Consider the following 16,509-nt stretch of genomic DNA (forward strand, 5'->3'; position numbering starts at 1 on the left):
AGACATTCTCCAATCTTTACAATAGCGTCCTATGTTCATATTACTGATCTACCAGAAGTTTCGTTTCTCGTTCACCCTTGCCTCGATCAAGCTAATCTGAGATGTTTCGTAAGAAAATGACTTTTGTGGGGGTAAGTCGTACCAGCATTTCACCTGGCACTCCGTTGCGGGCTCCATACTCTTCGGCCCGGTCCTCACCCATGTAGCGCGCGGCAATCTTGGTGGCCCATTCCCTGACCTCTGGCAGATTTTCAGAACATTCAACCGTGCCTTCAATCATGGCGTAAGCATATGGAACGATCTCTTCGTCAACGCAGAGCGCGGCCCGTCCTGTACGCAGCAGGTTGGCACCTTTAACGGTTGATCGCCCGGTATTAAATACCAGAGTGTCACCATCCGCTAAAAACCAGACGGGGGCAACGTGGGGGCGACCATCTACCCGCACAGTGGCAAGTTTGCCGGTACGCGTATCTTTGAGCAAAAATGCACGACATTCTGCAGTCAACTCAACCATGGCTTTATCTCCTTTCATTGTTGCAAACAAGCTTCAGAAATCATATGATTATTTCCATTCTATCATCAGCTATACGTCCACACGCCTGCACATATAGTGCTCTTCCTTCCCTATACGTTTCGTCGAAAAACTCATACGCTGAGGCGCGCCTAATGCAATAGATTTATTCTTGATGTTATAAACTCAATGGGAGGAATGCGGGATTAGTATTATGATGTGTATTTTTTGTCATGAGTGATTATCAGCGTTAAAAAGTCCTCGCAAATATCACCCTTGGAGTATAAATATAGGAGGGAAGTATGCCGTGCATCTCTCTGCCAAAGACAGATCAGATAGAAAGAAGGAAATGTCTCATGATTACGCGGAAAATTGGACGGACTGAACTACAAGTATCAGCTCTCTGTCTCGGGGGCAATGTATTTGGCTGGACCTGTGATGAGCCGACCTCGTTCAGTGTGCTGGATACCTTTGTGGAGGGCGGTGGCAACTTTGTAGATACTGCTGATGTTTACTCTACGTGGGTAGCTGGCCATAGTGGTGGCGAGTCCGAGGCGATCCTGGGGAAGTGGCTCAATCAACGTAAGAATCGTGAACAGATGGTTATTGCCACTAAAGTGGGAGCTCGCATGGGTAACGGCGAGCAAGGCCTCACGCGGCAGCATATCATGAAGGGTGTAGAAGATTCGCTGCGCCGCTTGCAAACCGATTATATTGATCTCTATCAGGCCCATATCGATGACCAGGCGGTGCCGCTGGAAGAAACGCTTGAGGCCTTTAACGCTCTGATCAAAGCTGGTAAAGTGCGCTACATCGGAGCCTCTAACTATACGGCGGAACGTTTGACCGCGGCTTTAAGGGTAAGCCTGCAGCAGGGCTATGGTCGCTATGAATGTATTCAGCCTCCCTATCACCTGCTCAATCGTGCTACTTATGAAGGTGAGCTTGAATCTTTATGTTTAGAGCAGGAAATAGGAGTGATCACCTATTCATCCCTGGCTAGCGGCTTTTTGACCGGTAAGTATCGTGCCAATCAGGATCTCCCATCCAGCCCACGCGCCCAGAATATCCAGAAAAACTATATGAATGAGAAGGGCTTTAAGGTACTCGATCAACTTGAGTTCATTGCGCAGGCTCATGATGCCACGATGGCGCAGGTTGCCCTGGCCTGGACTATTGGCCGTCCTGGTATTACTGCTCCGATCGCCAGTGCTACCTCGGTGGCGCAGACACAGGAACTGCTCCAATCGGTCTCTCTACGCCTGACGCAGGACGAAGGCGAAGCCCTGGATCGCGTTAGTGCCTGGCGCTAAGTACGTTACACTGTACACTTTTGGAAATACGCTTAGCCGTATGGTACGATAGCAGATAGATGAGATCCAGGTATGGCAATATGCCCATTGCCTGGATCTCACAACATCTTCGCTTTTTATGACTTCAGAAACCCTTCCGTCTGGACAGTAGCAATGAGAAAGGACACCGCGATGAGGAGTAAAAAACAGCTTGGCATGTATTCGGTCAACCTCGATGAGGAGGGGACACTACAGATTCAGGCTCCCACCCTGTTGCGCCCCTTACAGTTGGACGCACAGCAGGTGCGAGAACTACAACATTGGCTTAATGAGGTGAATCCGCCCATTGGTACCCAGGCTGCGGCCGGACCGGCGGCAACACCTGATACAAACGCGGTCAATGCAACACCGGCCATTACCGCGGCTGAGGCTCCGGTCGCTCCCCCACGGGTTCCGCCTGAACCGGCCGCCAGTGTCGCCCCTGAAACGATTGCGCAACAGATTATCCAGGAGGTGATCGAAAACGCCAGCGCTCAGTATCCTGCCAGCCTTGCACCAGAGAATCGCGATCGCTTTATTGACCAGATCACACGCCATCCATCCATCAGGCCATTGATGTCGCAGAACAAAATATCGTTTAAGCAGGTTATGCTCTGGGTTGAGCAAAACATTGACGTCGAAAAATAAGCGCTGACCAGAACTTAAAATGAATATAAGAAGTACGCAGCGGAGAAAAGAGCGGGAACTATCCCCGCTCTCTAGCTAAACGATACTGCGGCTACTCCATCATTGGTTCCTATGAACAGGCTACGGCCCGAGAGGGTAGGGGTACTAAAATGGGGTACCTCTTCAGAGAGGCTGATACTGGCGCGCAACCTGCCGCTGGCAAGGTCAACTGCATACAGGGTTCCACCAGTATCTAATCCATAGACTGTATGACCGCCAACGATGGGCGGCAAATTCATATCGGCTACATGCCAATCGATAGAGACATGACCATCTGAGCTAACTGTTATGCGGCGCACGCCGTCATTACAAGGGACCAGGATCTGTGAGCCTACGACTGATCCTCCACCCATAGCCAGCCCATTACAGATCTGTGTTTCGGAGATCTGACCACCGACGCCACCCAGCGCATTAGCATGTAGCGCATAACCCTTGCCAGATTTACCTGCGACAAAAATCTGGTTATTGGGTAGGAGCAGCGGACCCATAGAACCAAGGTCTGTGTCGCTGCTGTTCTCTTTCTGCCAGTTCTGTGGTGCAAAGGCATCTACTAGCTTTAATTGTAGCGAGAGGCGTAGCACCGAGTCGCTGTGATCCCAATCTCCACTGGTTTGCTCTCCATTGCCAACTGAGACAAATACGTTACCATTCCTGTCAATGGTAGGTCCAGGCGGTGTCCAGATGCCTCCTTCACGGCTGGTGGGTACCCGATAAAAAATCAGCCCTCCCTGCCCATTGGTGCGAGCCGCTACCACTGTACCAATATAGTGACCACAATCCCCAGCCAGACCTCCATAAGCAATATACACCTGGCCGTTAGAGATAACCAGTGCTGACCTCTGCTGGTGAACCGCAGGGTCCATTCCTCCCACATCGACTACGCGCCTCATTTGCACTTTCCCCGAATCGGCATTGATGCCTACCAGAATGTGTTGTGGGCCGCTGATCTCGGCAACCGCAAAAATAAGGCCACTGTCTGGATCATAAACCGGGGTGCCGGTGATGCCTAGTGGATCAATATTGCCACAGGGTAGAGTAGAGCGTTGCACAGGCGTACCGACGTTCGTTTGCCAGCCGACTTTTCCCGTCTGGGGATCAAGCGAATAGAGGGTATCGCCTTCTGTAGCGACGATGAGGTGATTTTTAACGACCAGCGGCTCAGCATATACTGCGCCGTCCAGCTTTGTTTTCCAGGCCCGTACCAGGTGCTGTGGATCAGGCGTCGCTGGCAGATAACCAGCATGCGTGGCGTCATGGTGGTATGTAAACCAATCATCCCAGGCGTGGGAGGAGGATGGCAGTGCGTCAGAGGTTTTTGTTGTCAAAGGAGGGGAACTGGCACTGGTTGCTTGCGTTGTTTCTCCTCCCCTATCACAACCGGCCAGCACGAGTGCGAACAGGCATAACAGGCTCAGCAGCCAGTATTGGGAGGACTGGAAGCGGCTCCGCGAAGTTCTCCAGCCAGTGTATAACAAAATACATCCAGCACTTAACATACAGGCGCACATAATTTCCCAGAACATTACAAAATAACTCCTTCGGTCATACAGCAAAAAGCATTTGGAAATGCACTCGATCGCGGTTAGCTTCGCTCATCCAAATGATGCGAGTCATATTTGATCTCTGGTATAAACACGATTACCATACCTGGGATTTACTCGTGGAGAGATTTTGAACGCAGTTGCTTTCTATGACTACGCAGGCGTTTGACCTCCAGCCGTCGTTCACGGCTGGCCGCAGTAGGTCGCGTGGCTTTACGTGAAATACGGGGTCGCTGCAATTCTTGCAAACGCTGGGCCATCCGTTCAAAAGCGATGTCGCGATTGGTGTGCTGTGAGCGTCGCTCTGTCGCGGTTACAACTAGTCCTGTAGGACGATGGGTTAGCCGTACACCTGACTCGACTTTGTTGCGATGCTGTCCCCCCGGGCCACTGCCAATAAAAAATTCTAAATCACAATCTCGCTCTAGCGATTCTCGGTCAGTAGGGTACACGTTGAATATTCTCTACTCTCATTGTTATTTCATCACGGTTTCGTCTCTCTATCATATTCTAAAATGTGTCATTTGCATACTACGGCATAAAACAGCAATTCCCCAACTGTATTTATCAGTTGGGGAATTGCAAAAAAAAGGATTTTTATACTCATCCTATGTTCGTTTGTATCATTACCTCATTATAGGGTTGTGCGACGTGTGCCGCCGGAAACCGCGCGCAGGATAGCGATGAATATACACGCGCCAATAAAGGCGATAATAATCGAACCAACAAAACTACTGGTACCCAGGCCGATCAGGCTTGCTATAAAACCACCTACCAGTGCACCTACAAGGCCAACAATGATGTCACCGACGATACCATAGCCGCCCCCCCGCATGACTAATCCGGCCAGAGCACCAGCAATCAGACCAACCACTAACCACCAAATAATGGCGCCAACTTCCAGTGCTGCGAATGTCATAAAACTTGCAACTACCATCACATTACTCCTTCCGTGTGACAACATGCCTATATAAGAAAAATTAGTCAGAGTAGAGAGTCATCTCTTTTGTGTTCTCTCCGTTATGACTTATATACGATTTTAATATCATAGGGGGATACACTTTTACTGGCCTTGCCAAAACAGTTAAGCATTCTCTAAATTTTTCCTCAGATTTCTAAGCCAGGCCTTGCTTCCACAACTCTTTTATTTGCTAGCGCAGCCATTTATACTCTTCCTAAAGGATTCTTGGCATTTACAAAAAAGACGAAAAATTCACCTTGACAGTCGTATTCTGCATCCCTAAAATTAAGGTGAATAGTATACAAAAGTAGCGTTGAAAAACAAAGGGGTTATTCATCCTGGGAAGTTTGTGTATGCCCGACCGGAGCGGTCAACAGATTGGCCATTATCACCTCACCCGTTTACTCGGGCATGGGGGCTTTGCTGATGTCTATTTAGGCGAACATATTTATTTAGGTACATGCGCCGCGATTAAGATCCTTGATACTCAACTCTCACCAGATGAGGTGGAGCATTTTCGGCAGGAGGCCCGCCTGATCGCTCAGTTAGAGCATCCTCATATCGTGCGTGTGCTCGACTTTGGGGTTGAAGACAATATGCCGTTCCTTGTAATGAGCTATGCTCCTCATGGTTCGCTACGACAACGCTATCCTAAAGGCACGATGCTACCACCTGGCCTGGTTGTTGTTTTTGTTAAACAGATCGCCAGTGCGCTGCATGTTGCGCATAGTGCCCGGCTGATTCACCGCGATATTAAACCCGAGAATATTTTGCTGGGTCGCAATGATGAGATCCTGCTGAGTGATTTTGGGCTGGCAATTGTGACTCAGAGTTCGTCGCACAATCAGCTACGCGATGTGTCTGGTACGATCGCGTATATGGCGCCAGAACAGGCCAGAGGCAAGCCACTGCCTGCCAGCGATCAATATGCCCTGGCGATTATGGCTTATGAGTGGCTCAGCGGTAAACGCCCTTTCAATGGCACGTATGAGGAAGTGGTCGTGCAACATGCCTTTACGCGCCCTTCTTCGCTGTCCCAGGATCTGTCCTCGATTACGCCGGCACTGGAAGCGGTAATTATGCGCGCGCTGGAAAAGGAGCCACATTTGCGCTTCAGCAGCGTGTTGGACTTTGCTCGTACGCTAGAAGAAACGTATCTGGCGGAAAAAAACGTTACAGTGTTACCCTCTCTGCCAGTATCAGAGCTAACCCTGGCCCCTGCTCCTGGCATGCTTCTCTTGCAAAATGAGCACTCGCCTACAACTGAACCCGGCAACGGCAATGTCGTTTATGCCGTCGCCTGGTCTCCGGATAAACGACGCTTTGCCTATGGAGGTCGTGAGCGCATCATCCAGGTTCGTGGTGCGACAACGGGAGATAGCACGCTCCTCTACAAAGAACACATGAGCAGCGTTACCAGCATTGCCTGGTCGCCCGATGGACGCTGGATTGCATCTGCCAGTCTGGATAGAACTATCCATATATGGAATACAAGTACTGGCCAGTGTCAGGCTATTTACACGGGTCATGCAGGTATGGTACTGGCCCTGGCGTGGTCCCCTGATAGCCAGTACCTGGCCTCAGCCAGCAATGGACCAGATAATCATGTGCATATCTGGAATGCTAGTAGTGGGCAGCTCCAACTGCTCTATCCAGGCCATTCTCACTGGGTGCGCGCCATTGCCTGGTCGCCTAATGGTAAGGCGGTGGCTTCGGGCGCCTGGCACGATATTCACATCTGGGATTGCCAGCAGGGTAAGAAGCACTTTAGCTATCGTGGTCATCCTAGCTGGGTGCGTGCCATTCATTGGTCCACCCATGGTACCCGTATCGCGTCAGCCGGTGAGGATAACACGGTCCAGGTCTGGGAACCGCTGAATAAGGGTCATCAACTCTGCCAGTATCGTGGCCATAGTAGCTGGATCTGCAGTGTCCTCTGGTCGCCCGATAGCGCCTGGATTGCCTCTGCCAGTAAGGATCAACAGGTGCATATCTGGGATGCCAGCAACGCCGGTAATGCCTCGGTCCATCATGTGCGCTCATCTTCGGCCTACGCTATCACCTGGTTAGCAGACAGTACGCATGTGGTGTCCGCCAATGGCAACGGCACCGTCCAGGTCTGGCAAGTCAAAAATGACCAGCATTAACTAAATTCACGTTTTAAACAAAAAATGGAGAAGATTCGTCATCTTCTCCATTTTTTGTTTATTAGCCTGCGGTAAATGCCTAGCGGGGCGGCTGAGCTAAAAGTGGTATTAAAAAGCCTGCTTTAGGCGTGCCCCAACCCGTTACTGGATCCCAGCCCTGTGTGGCGCTAAAGCCTCCCACTTTTCCCTGCTTGTTATCACCAACAGTAATGTCGTTGAACGCCTGGTTGTAGAGAAGCGAGTTGCTACCAATTTTATAGAGCGTATCATTCAGAAAACCCAGTGGATGGCCGGCCATCTGGTTGGCAACCGCGATCATCCCTGCCCACTGTGGGGCGCCAGCACTGGTCCCACCAAACATATAATAGCCCGGCTCGGGCATAAAACCTAGGTACACGGGAACACTGGTTAACGGATCACCATTGAAGGCAATGTCAGGTATACCACGATAACCATGAGATTGATTATACAGAGTAGAAGGTAGATACCGCTTCTGAAATAGGGGCTGTCTGTAAATTTTGCTGTAGCCACCGCCGGTCGCACTTCCAGTCCCTTCATTCCAGACCGTTTCACGCTGATAATTGCCGGAAGTGTCGGCATACAGACTGGTGCCACCTACCGCTGTTACCCATGGCGAATCAGCCGGGAAACCAACCGTTGGAAAGGGATAGTTGTTACCGTTGACGTCTGGGTTGACCGAGCCACTATCACCTGCCGAGGCCAGCAAAGTCACATGCTGGCGGGTCGCTTTTTCATAAAATTTGTCAAAATCCTGCATCGCTTTTTTGCCTGCGGGCGTAAACAGAGTCTCTTCTGTAGTTCCCCAGCTTTGCGAAAAAATTGTGCCCAGGTGATGATCCAGGGCATACTGCTCCAGTTTGAGGAATTCTGGCAGACCCTGTACACCTTGCGTCTCAGAGACTGGACTGGTAAGCAGGACGATACTGGCTTCTGGCGCCAGCGCATGGGCCCATTGCACGTCCATATCTGTCTCTTGCGCCCAACCAACCTGGTCGCTGTTATTCTGATCCAATTTTACCGTGCCCAGAGGATGTAGAACCTTAAAAGAGGGCGGATCAGGCAGTCCGTAGTCAGCATCGAATTGTTTTAAATCTTTGAGAGGGTCCGGACTCCCAAACGAGTCAATGATCACTATCGTTTGTCCGGCACCGGTAAAACCAGCATTCAAAAGTGCATTTAAGCCGTATGCGGTGCGAATTTCATTTGGACTATAGCAGGATAGTTGCATTTGTGATCGACAATCGGCATCCACCGGAGGGGTCTTTAATTTCCAGTGTACAAGTTGTTTGCCTCTGGCCATATGAGTCAGAGCACCTGGAGAGGCATGCCGCTGAATTGAGGTGCTCATCAGTGGTGCTGCACAGCACAATAGGACCAATAAAAACACCAGAGGTTGACTTAGACGCGAAATATATTGCATGGGTTCCCTCACTACATATATCCTTTCTACCATACGACATACGCTGTTGGCACGTACGTATCATCCATCACTAATTCCCTTAAGGTCATTATATAGATTAGCCCTTTATACTCCATTCCTGTTTTCGTGTCCTTCGATCTATGCCTGTTTTCCTGGGTGCAAGCACAAGGAAATGGGCATTGCAAAGCAAAGAAATGTTCGTTTTCCACTATAGAGGAGACAAAAGTCCTGTCATTCCTGGGCATATTGGCGCAGATAACAAGACCAATAGCTTCCCATATAACCAGTACTGACGGCATTTCATGAAGAAGGACTTCGGTAATACCTGCATTGACATTACAGAGCAAGATATGCTAGAGTTCCACTCGGCTCCTTTTCTTTTTATTAATCAATGTATGGGTTATCATCAGCTTGTGCTTTCAGTCAACGAGGCACCCGAGGTACCACTCCAGACAAATACGCTCAATAGCAAAATTAAATCGTCAGCCTGGCATCAGTTGTTACTGGCTTTTTCAGGCTCAGTCTATGTGTCCACTTTAATAGCCATCTAATCCTCGCCGCTGAGGTCAAGATCTTACCAGACACATTTTTCTCTCTTTACTGGCCATCGTCAGGCCACCTTTAATGGTTGTTGCCTGATCGAGCATTTTTGTGATGAGTTTTAAGTCAACGTTATATACAAAATCAATTAGGATGGAAAAACACCAATGATTGCAGACCAAACCCTCGTTTCAAACTGGCATGTGCAAGAAGATGCACTCGTGCAGACAGAGTTTTCTCATGGAGAGCGGACTATATTAAAAGGTTCTTTACTGGAGCAGTTCGAATTTGGAGCCACCTTGCGACTGAGTGAGCATAATGAGGATACCACCCCTGCCCTGGGCATTCTGGCTCAATATAGTGAACAGGAGAAACTCTATGTACGCCTGCTCAAGCGACAAGAGCGCTGGACTCTGGCCGTAGAGAGCATGGGCATTGCTCCAGTCGTCAATCGTGTCATTAGCTTACCCGATACCTTCAATCCCACTGAATGGCATACGCTGCACCTCGTGCAGGATCAGGCACAGACCCATATTCATCTGGATGGTTCAGAGGTACTGTCAATTACTGAAACGGCCCGCCCGGCCCAGCCAGGCCTGGTAACCGTCAATGCCGCCGCCGCATTCAGCCGTGTCTGGCAAACTGAGGTTAGCGCTTAAAAATAAGCTGCTTCCCAGTGCACTGGGAAGCAGTTCACCCCCTTGCGGGCGCATGTACCCAGGGCCTATGTTATTCAGTTCTGCATAAAGAGCTCATGGAGCTCTTTATGCAGAACTGAATATAAATTTTTAAGAACTAAAGTTATATGTGGTGTTGCAAGAAATGCGCATATGCGCATTTCTTGCAACACCACATATAACTTTTTTGAGCGCCGTAGGCGCGTATCGTCAGGGGCCGAAGGCGCGAAAAGCAAGCTTTTCGCGCCTTACTTCACTGTCCCCCGGGTATCGCCATTAGCGAAACGCTCTGCCCAGTCGCCAACAAATGGTAGTTTGACATATTTACCGTTCATGGCACCGACCACTCCTACAAACCAGCCAATCGCGACAATAATGTGCATGAGCACAAAAGCAAAAATGGCAAAGCCGCTCAAGAAGAAAATGTGTGCATGAATAATGTTAAGAAACGCAATAAAGAAGACTGTGTAGCCTCCAAAGAACAAGAAAGATTGCATAGCATGAAAACGAATAAAGCGATTATCTTTGACGAAGAGCAGCAATAGCATGCCGGTTAGCCAACCAGCCAGATAGCTGAGGATGGCGACCAGTTTAGCTTCAGCTGTTGGCCCCTGTCGCATAAGCACAAAGTTGGTGCCAAACAGAGGAGGCACAGTATAAAAAGGTTGCGAGGGCCCACTAGCCTGGCCACCTGTCTGACTGTTGTAAAATTGCTGCTCATAGCTTTGAGGATCAGGCTGTGCCGCATCAGGCTGTGCCGCGCTATAACTGGTTGTATAATTCTGCTCCTGCTGCATATTTTCATGTGCAGGACGATATGATTGCTGCATGAGAACTGCTCCTTTTCTCATTGATTGACTTATTCATTATTCATAGCTTCAATAATGACAGTATAAAATTGAAATGTGGAGAAAATATCGCAAATTTGTCACAAATTTGTCGCAGTCCATAGATCGGGTAGCATTAACTGTTCAGGCATAAGCGTTACTTAGACATAAATAAAAAGAGCCGCCTGCAGTATTGCAGACGGCCATAGTATAGCTGGGGAGCGAGCTAGTGATTGAGTCGACCTAGCCTGGGACGCTCACCAGGTTTGGGTTCGAGGGTAGGATACTCATTCACCAGACGCAGTGCTTCGGCAAGGGCCCGCTCAAGTTGTGGGTCAACCTCCCGCACAAAATCCTGTGGTGCAATATCCACTTCAATATCTGGATCAGTGCCATAGTTCTCTACATTCCAACCCACATCTTTGAACCAGAAAGAGAATTCGGGCTGGGTGGTCACTGTTCCATCTACCAGCTTATGACGGGGATGGATGCCAATCACACCACCCCAGGTACGTTTGCCAATCAAGGGACCAAGGCCCATTAATTTAAAGCTATGGCTGAAGATATCTCCATCTGAACCAGCGTGCTCATTGGTTAAAGCAACCATTGGTCCACGGGGCGATTCACCAGGATAGGGCTCGGGCTTTCCCCAGCGTGGAAAGTCATAGCCAATACGGCGCCGCGCTAACTTTTCGAGTAGCAATCCGGAAACATTACCTCCACCATTCCATCGTACGTCTACCAGCAACGCGGGATAGTCGTATTCAGACAGGTAGCCGCGATGGAACTCGGCATAACCATTGCCTCCCATGTCGGGAATATGGATGTAGCCAACGCGGTTGTCGGACAATTTGTGAACCATACGCCGATTGCTCTCTACCCACTCACGATAGCGGGCCAGCGTCTCGCTGGCCAGGGCCTTGACCACTACAACACGGCTCTCTTTGGTCTCAGCGTCCTCAATAGTTAGCTGCACTTCGTTGCCAGCCTGATTCACCAGCAGTTCCTGGGGACCCCGATTAGGCCCAACGCGTTGGCCGTTGATCGCTAAGACGGCATCGTTGACCTTCACATTCAAACCAGGACTGGTAAATGGTGAAGTCGTCTGGCTGTCGGAGGGATCTCCCTTTACGATGCGGGCAATGCGATAACGTTCCTGTTCGGCATCATACACCCAGTCGACGCCGAGAAAGCCCTGGCGATAATGGGGACCATGCCGTACGTCGCCTCCCATTTCATAGGCATGCGAGGTACCCAGTTCTCCATGCAGTTCCCAGAGGAGATCTGAAAGCTCTGAGCGCGAGCTGATACGCTCAACCAGGGGAGCATATTGCTGATAGATAGCTTCCCAATCAATGCCAGACATATCTTCAGACCAGAACTGTTCGCGTTGCAGGCGCCAGGCTTCAGCAAACATCTGCTTCCACTCGGCAAATGGTTGGACCGAAACTTTGACGCGCTGCAGGTCAATCCAGCCGCTTTCCCGGCTGGCTCGTTCGTTGCTATTATGCTCGGGCTTCAACTTGTCGCCAGCTTTGATAACGCGGAGCCGATGCTGGTTAAGATAAACCAGGACCTTGTTATCGCGGGAGAGATCAAAGCTGCTTACGCCGTCGAATAGCTTCTCGGTCTTATAATTCTCAAAATCGTAGTATTCCAGTGAGCCTTTGGAGCGCGTTGTGTTGTTCAGTGCCCCTTCCACTGGATGTGAGAGGAAGAGGGCCTTGCCTTTTACGCCACGAATTTGCGTGTAACGCCCTTCCGAAACGGGAAATGGCAAGATGCGCTCGCTGATGCCGTCCAGGTCAATAGTAATTGCTGCGCCCTTTTTGGCCCCCTCTTCCTTCTTCTCTTTGTTCTCCTGGCTACCATCTTTCGGAGCTTCAGTCTCGCTCTGAGCCTTTTTCTCGCCGCCCTCTTCTTTCTCCTTATCTTTCTCTTTTTCTTTCTCGTCGGGAGCTTTAGACTCAGGAATAAATGGAGAGCGCTGATCTTTGCGCAGGATAATGACATACGGCTTGACGCCGCGTGGAAAACCTAAATCAAAGTGGAGATTGTCGTGTACAGGATTAAAAACGCGCTGACCCAGGAAGTAGAGGTATTTGCCTTCTGGATCAAAGGCCGGGTCGGTGTCCTGCAGAATGGGATCAGTTACCTGGTGCGTCTCGCCCGTCTCAATCTTACAGAGCTTGATAGCGGTCTTATTCGATGAGAGGGCAAAGCCATAGGCAATCCAGGCACCATCGGGCGACCAGGCAACGCCATCGATGCGACCAGCATCACTACGATCCAGCACCTGCGAGGTTCCTTTATCCAGGTTTACCATTAGCAATTCGTTACGGTGATTGGCGATCGCCACGACATTCTCGGTGGGAGAAACGACGAGGTTGGTGACGCGGCCCAGATCAATGTCGGAAAAGGTTCGGGGTTCCGACACCGCGTCGGGCGTAAAAATGATCAGTTCTTCACGGCCCGGCGCGTCATGGATAGCGACCAGACACTTGCCATCAACGAGCCATTCTAAGAAGCGATAGCGTACGCCGTCGGGTTCACCATATTGTAAAACCGGTCCCTCCCAGTTGCCAAATGTAAAGGCTTTGCCGCGCGTGGTCAGGGCCAACATATGCCCTTGAGGATGAAGGGCGTAGGAGTCAATATAATTGGCGGCCTGTACGAATTTGCGGCTGCGCTGAGTGCGGATGCTGGGCAAGGAAATCTCTAGATGCTGTAGCTCCTCATTGCGGGGATCAAACAGGTAGAGGTCGGCGGCTGCATGATAAACCAGGCGTGTGCCATCGGTTGAGAGGTGGCGCGCATAGAAGTCAGTATGGTGCGTATGCTGGCGCAGATCTTCGCCTTCAGGCGTACAGGAATAGATGTTTCCCACACCCTCATGGTCCGAGAGAAAGTAGATGCGCTCACCGATCCAGCAGGGATCGGCTACGTTGCCATTAAGTTGTAACAAACGCTTAAAATTGCCATCTCCATTACGGTCACACCACAAATGGCCTGCCGTGCCACCACGATAACGCTTCCAGTGCGAGAACTCGCGAATATTGATATTGCGACCGATGACCACGCCGCCATCACGGCTATAAGATATGTCGTTGGCCATACCCAGCGGCAACAAGCGTGGCATGCCCCCCGTTGGCTTGATCGCATAGATAACTTCAAAGCGTCCCGCGAACTGGCCTGCATTACTGGAATAGAGAATCTCTTCTCCATCAGGTGACCAACCGAGCACACGGCAATTGCCTGCCTGGAAGGTCAAGCGCTGGGCAGGCCCTCCCTGGGCGGGCATAACATAAACTTCGCTGGGACCCTCTTCACGGCCGACAAAGGCTAATAATTGGCCATCAGGAGAAAAATGGGGATATCTTACTTCTCCAACTCCTGCGGTTAAACGTTCGGCTCGCCCTCCTTCGGTTGCAACGACCCAGAGATCATCTTCAGCGACGAAGACGATTTGATTCTGGAAAATATTTGGAAAACGTACGTAACCCTGTGATGGCATGCTGACTCCTTACCTGAAGTGTACGTGAGGACATGTGTACACGGCTTTGCTATTCATCAACAAATAGAGCATTATTTGAATGCCTATACCTTCTCGCCTAACTGAAATATGCATAGGTGGAATATAGTTGCACCAGTTACGGTATATATTGGATGAACTATATTGTAGCATAGCAATGGCCAGATCGTCTAAATATGGATCTCAATCGGCTTATCAACGGCGCTATGAGCATATTTCGTTTCCATGAACATGGGAATCATCTCTCTGGCGTGCAGACGCGAGCTGTATAGTTTTCGAACACGCTCTACAGTAAATTAAACGCGCTTCTACTAGAAAATTATTAACTCTAGCATATCTTCGTCTTCCTGGAAGGAGGAAAATCCACTTTAGTTGCTAGAAAATTGTGATATTCTCTGAAACACGTCAGGCATATAAAATAAGATATTGGAACAAACAACGACGATAAATGAAAATCTTGCTATCTATTCACTGCTGACATAGAATAAAGCCTGATAGAAACACAGAGCTGTGCGAGCTATTTTTATATGGAGAGACAAAGATGACGATTAACATACAGCATGGAAGTCCGTCATTCCCTTCAGCAACCAGCACGTTAGCCCCGTCCAGTCGTGAGGACATGGATGGCGCCATTGATGTGCTCGTTGAGCAAAAAGAGAACTGGATTCAGACGTCCGTTACCGAGCGTATCAGGATCGTGGATAGCTTAATTGCTGATTTTTCTGCGCTGGCGCCGCGCTGGGTGGCGGCCAGCCTACAAGCAAAAGGGCTTGATGAGGATTCCCCATACGCGGGCGATGAGTGGTCGGCTGGAACCTGGGCGTTGTTACATAGTTTGCGTCAATTGCGCCAGGCACTGGTCAATATTCAGAAAGATGGTCATCCTCATATTCCAGGACCTGTACGTATGCGCCCGGATGGTCAGGTGAAGGCACAGGTCTTTCCATTTCGCTCCTATGATCGGGTCCTCTTTTCGGGCCTGAAGGCCGAGGTCTGGATGCAACCGGGCGTGACGGCCGAGACGCTCTCTTCAACGCAGGCGGTCAACTATCAGTCGCCAGCCCCTGCCGGCAAGGTGGCGCTGGTCCTCGGTGCCGGCAATGTCGCCAGCATCGGTCCGCTTGATGTGCTCTATAAGCTGTTTACAGACAACCAGGTCGTTCTCTTCAAAGCTAATCCTGTTAATGCATATCTAAGTCCTTTAATGAAAGAAGCCTTTCGCACCCTGATCAAACCCGGCTATTTGCGCGTTGTTTACGGTGGGGCCGAGGAAGGTACCTATCTCTGCCAGCATCCCAACATTGATGAGATTCATATCACGGGCTCCGATAAAACTTTTGATGCCATTGTCTTTGGACCTGGAACCGAGGGAGCGGCCCGTAAAGCGGCCCGGCAGCCATTGATCTCTAAGCGTGTTACGGGAGAATTAGGTAATGTCAGCCCTGTCATTGTGGTACCGGGTCCATGGAGCCAGCAAGATATTGCCTATCAGGCCGTGCACATAGCTTCGATGCTCGTCAATAACGCGGGCTATAACTGTAATGCGACCCGCGTAATCATCCAGCACAAAAACTGGTCTCAGCGCCAGGAATTGCTACAGCAGATCCGAAGCGTACTCTCACACCTTCCGACGCGCAAAGCCTATTATCCAGGCGCTCGCGATCGCTATCAGGCCTTTCTGGATGCGCACCCGGAGGCTGAACTATTTGGTACGGGCGATCCACAACATTTGCCCTGGACACTGATTGCGGATGTTGATGCCACCCATACGGACGATATGTGTTTTACGACCGAAGCGTTCTGTAGTCTCTTCTCAGAGACCGCCCTCGACGCAGCCAGTGTAGTTGAATATATTGAGCGCGCGGTGCAGTTCGCCAATGAGCAGCTCTGGGGCACCCTCAATATCACGCTGCTGGCCCACCCACGCTCGCTAAAAGATCCAGCTGTCGCGGCTGCTGTCGGGCGAGCGATCGCCCGGCTACGCTACGGTACCATTGGCGTCAACTATTGGGCCGGCACCAGTTTTGTTCTTGGATCAACTACCTGGGGAGCCTTTCCTGGCCATGAAATCTATGATATTCAATCTGGCAATGATGTTGTGCATAATTCATTGATGTTCTCGCGACCTCAGAAAAGCGTATTGTATGCACCTTTTAAAAGTATGCCAACGCCTCCCTGGTTTACCAGCCAGGCCAGGATCGCCCCCAAACTCTTCAAGCAAATGGTGCGATTTGAACAATCCCCTTCCTGGCGAAAAATACCAGCCATCATCAAAACAGCATTATTTGGATAACATCCCCCACCGCATAATGCG

The 16,509-nt window shown here is 50.2% G+C and carries 13 protein-coding genes; 6 read left to right on the plus strand and 7 right to left on the minus strand.

What is annotated here, in order from left to right; all coding sequences use genetic code 11:
- Positions 1-91 precede the first annotated feature (91 nt).
- On the minus strand, positions 92-514 hold the full coding sequence (locus JMI88_RS06705) for a PPOX class F420-dependent oxidoreductase (RefSeq protein ID WP_201361024.1): 423 nt from the start codon (positions 512-514) through the stop codon (positions 92-94).
- Between the two features lie 353 nt (positions 515-867).
- On the opposite strand from JMI88_RS06705, the gene JMI88_RS06710 reads away from it, so the two are divergent.
- Complete coding sequence (locus JMI88_RS06710; RefSeq protein ID WP_201361025.1) at positions 868-1,824, plus strand: aldo/keto reductase; 957 nt, start codon at positions 868-870, stop codon at positions 1,822-1,824.
- A gap of 171 nt (positions 1,825-1,995) precedes the next feature.
- Positions 1,996-2,490 carry a hypothetical protein gene (locus JMI88_RS06715; protein ID WP_201361026.1) on the plus strand — a complete coding sequence of 165 codons (495 nt, stop codon included), beginning with the start codon at positions 1,996-1,998 and terminating at the stop codon, positions 2,488-2,490.
- 71 nt (positions 2,491-2,561) lie between these two features.
- Here the strand turns inward: JMI88_RS06715 and JMI88_RS06720 are convergent, their stop codons facing one another.
- The 3 genes from JMI88_RS06720 to JMI88_RS06730 form a co-directional block, all read right to left on the minus strand.
- Positions 2,562-4,052 carry an outer membrane protein assembly factor BamB family protein gene (locus JMI88_RS06720; RefSeq protein ID WP_201361027.1) on the minus strand — a complete coding sequence of 497 codons (1,491 nt, stop codon included), beginning with the start codon at positions 4,050-4,052 and terminating at the stop codon, positions 2,562-2,564.
- Positions 4,053-4,183: 131 nt separating this feature from the next.
- The gene (locus JMI88_RS06725; protein ID WP_236022835.1) at positions 4,184-4,522 is read right to left on the minus strand and encodes a peptide chain release factor family protein; all 339 of its coding nucleotides are present in this window, start codon (positions 4,520-4,522) and stop codon (positions 4,184-4,186) included.
- A gap of 182 nt (positions 4,523-4,704) precedes the next feature.
- Positions 4,705-5,007 carry a GlsB/YeaQ/YmgE family stress response membrane protein gene (locus JMI88_RS06730; protein WP_201361028.1) on the minus strand — a complete coding sequence of 101 codons (303 nt, stop codon included), beginning with the start codon at positions 5,005-5,007 and terminating at the stop codon, positions 4,705-4,707.
- A 377-nt stretch (positions 5,008-5,384) separates the two neighbouring features.
- On the opposite strand from JMI88_RS06730, the gene JMI88_RS06735 reads away from it, so the two are divergent.
- Positions 5,385-7,178: a WD40 repeat domain-containing serine/threonine protein kinase gene (locus JMI88_RS06735; RefSeq protein WP_201361029.1), complete on the plus strand. Its 1,794-nt coding sequence runs from the start codon at positions 5,385-5,387 to the stop codon at positions 7,176-7,178.
- A 79-nt stretch (positions 7,179-7,257) separates the two neighbouring features.
- Here the strand turns inward: JMI88_RS06735 and JMI88_RS06740 are convergent, their stop codons facing one another.
- Positions 7,258-8,547, minus strand: a complete 1,290-nt coding sequence (locus tag JMI88_RS06740) for a S53 family peptidase (protein ID WP_201361030.1) — start codon at positions 8,545-8,547, stop codon at positions 7,258-7,260.
- Between the two features lie 422 nt (positions 8,548-8,969).
- On the opposite strand from JMI88_RS06740, the gene JMI88_RS06745 reads away from it, so the two are divergent.
- A complete protein-coding gene (locus tag JMI88_RS06745) occupies positions 8,970-9,170 on the plus strand; it encodes a hypothetical protein (RefSeq protein ID WP_201361031.1) in 201 nt (66 codons plus the stop codon).
- 156 nt (positions 9,171-9,326) lie between these two features.
- The gene (locus tag JMI88_RS06750) at positions 9,327-9,818 is read left to right on the plus strand and encodes a hypothetical protein (RefSeq protein ID WP_201361032.1); all 492 of its coding nucleotides are present in this window, start codon (positions 9,327-9,329) and stop codon (positions 9,816-9,818) included.
- A gap of 266 nt (positions 9,819-10,084) precedes the next feature.
- Here the strand turns inward: JMI88_RS06750 and JMI88_RS06755 are convergent, their stop codons facing one another.
- Positions 10,085-10,666 (minus strand): DUF4870 domain-containing protein, encoded by a 582-nt coding sequence (locus JMI88_RS06755; protein ID WP_201361033.1) that lies wholly within the window; start codon positions 10,664-10,666, stop codon positions 10,085-10,087.
- A 223-nt stretch (positions 10,667-10,889) separates the two neighbouring features.
- Positions 10,890-14,177 carry a S41 family peptidase gene (locus tag JMI88_RS06760; protein ID WP_201361034.1) on the minus strand — a complete coding sequence of 1,096 codons (3,288 nt, stop codon included), beginning with the start codon at positions 14,175-14,177 and terminating at the stop codon, positions 10,890-10,892.
- Positions 14,178-14,736: 559 nt separating this feature from the next.
- On the opposite strand from JMI88_RS06760, the gene JMI88_RS06765 reads away from it, so the two are divergent.
- Positions 14,737-16,488, plus strand: coding sequence for an aldehyde dehydrogenase family protein (locus JMI88_RS06765; RefSeq protein ID WP_201361035.1), 1,752 nt, complete (start codon positions 14,737-14,739; stop codon positions 16,486-16,488).
- The last annotated feature ends 21 nt before the right edge of the window (positions 16,489-16,509 follow it).

This window comes from Dictyobacter formicarum (genome assembly GCF_016587435.1).

What these genes read in the sequence shown, in the direction of transcription:
- JMI88_RS06705 (WP_201361024.1), bottom strand. Translation starts at nt 514, where the DNA reads ATGGTTGAGTTGACTGCAGAATGTCGTGCATTTTTGCTCAAAGATACG.
- JMI88_RS06710 (WP_201361025.1), top strand. Translation starts at nt 868, where the DNA reads ATGATTACGCGGAAAATTGGACGGACTGAACTACAAGTATCAGCTCTC.
- JMI88_RS06715 (WP_201361026.1), top strand. Translation starts at nt 1,996, where the DNA reads ATGAGGAGTAAAAAACAGCTTGGCATGTATTCGGTCAACCTCGATGAG.
- JMI88_RS06720 (WP_201361027.1), bottom strand. Translation starts at nt 4,052, where the DNA reads ATGTTCTGGGAAATTATGTGCGCCTGTATGTTAAGTGCTGGATGTATT.
- JMI88_RS06730 (WP_201361028.1), bottom strand. Translation starts at nt 5,007, where the DNA reads ATGGTAGTTGCAAGTTTTATGACATTCGCAGCACTGGAAGTTGGCGCC.
- JMI88_RS06735 (WP_201361029.1), top strand. Translation starts at nt 5,385, where the DNA reads ATGCCCGACCGGAGCGGTCAACAGATTGGCCATTATCACCTCACCCGT.
- JMI88_RS06740 (WP_201361030.1), bottom strand. Translation starts at nt 8,547, where the DNA reads ATGAGCACCTCAATTCAGCGGCATGCCTCTCCAGGTGCTCTGACTCAT.
- JMI88_RS06745 (WP_201361031.1), top strand. Translation starts at nt 8,970, where the DNA reads ATGCTAGAGTTCCACTCGGCTCCTTTTCTTTTTATTAATCAATGTATG.
- JMI88_RS06750 (WP_201361032.1), top strand. Translation starts at nt 9,327, where the DNA reads ATGATTGCAGACCAAACCCTCGTTTCAAACTGGCATGTGCAAGAAGAT.
- JMI88_RS06755 (WP_201361033.1), bottom strand. Translation starts at nt 10,666, where the DNA reads ATGCAGCAATCATATCGTCCTGCACATGAAAATATGCAGCAGGAGCAG.
- JMI88_RS06760 (WP_201361034.1), bottom strand. Translation starts at nt 14,177, where the DNA reads ATGCCATCACAGGGTTACGTACGTTTTCCAAATATTTTCCAGAATCAA.
- JMI88_RS06765 (WP_201361035.1), top strand. Translation starts at nt 14,737, where the DNA reads ATGACGATTAACATACAGCATGGAAGTCCGTCATTCCCTTCAGCAACC.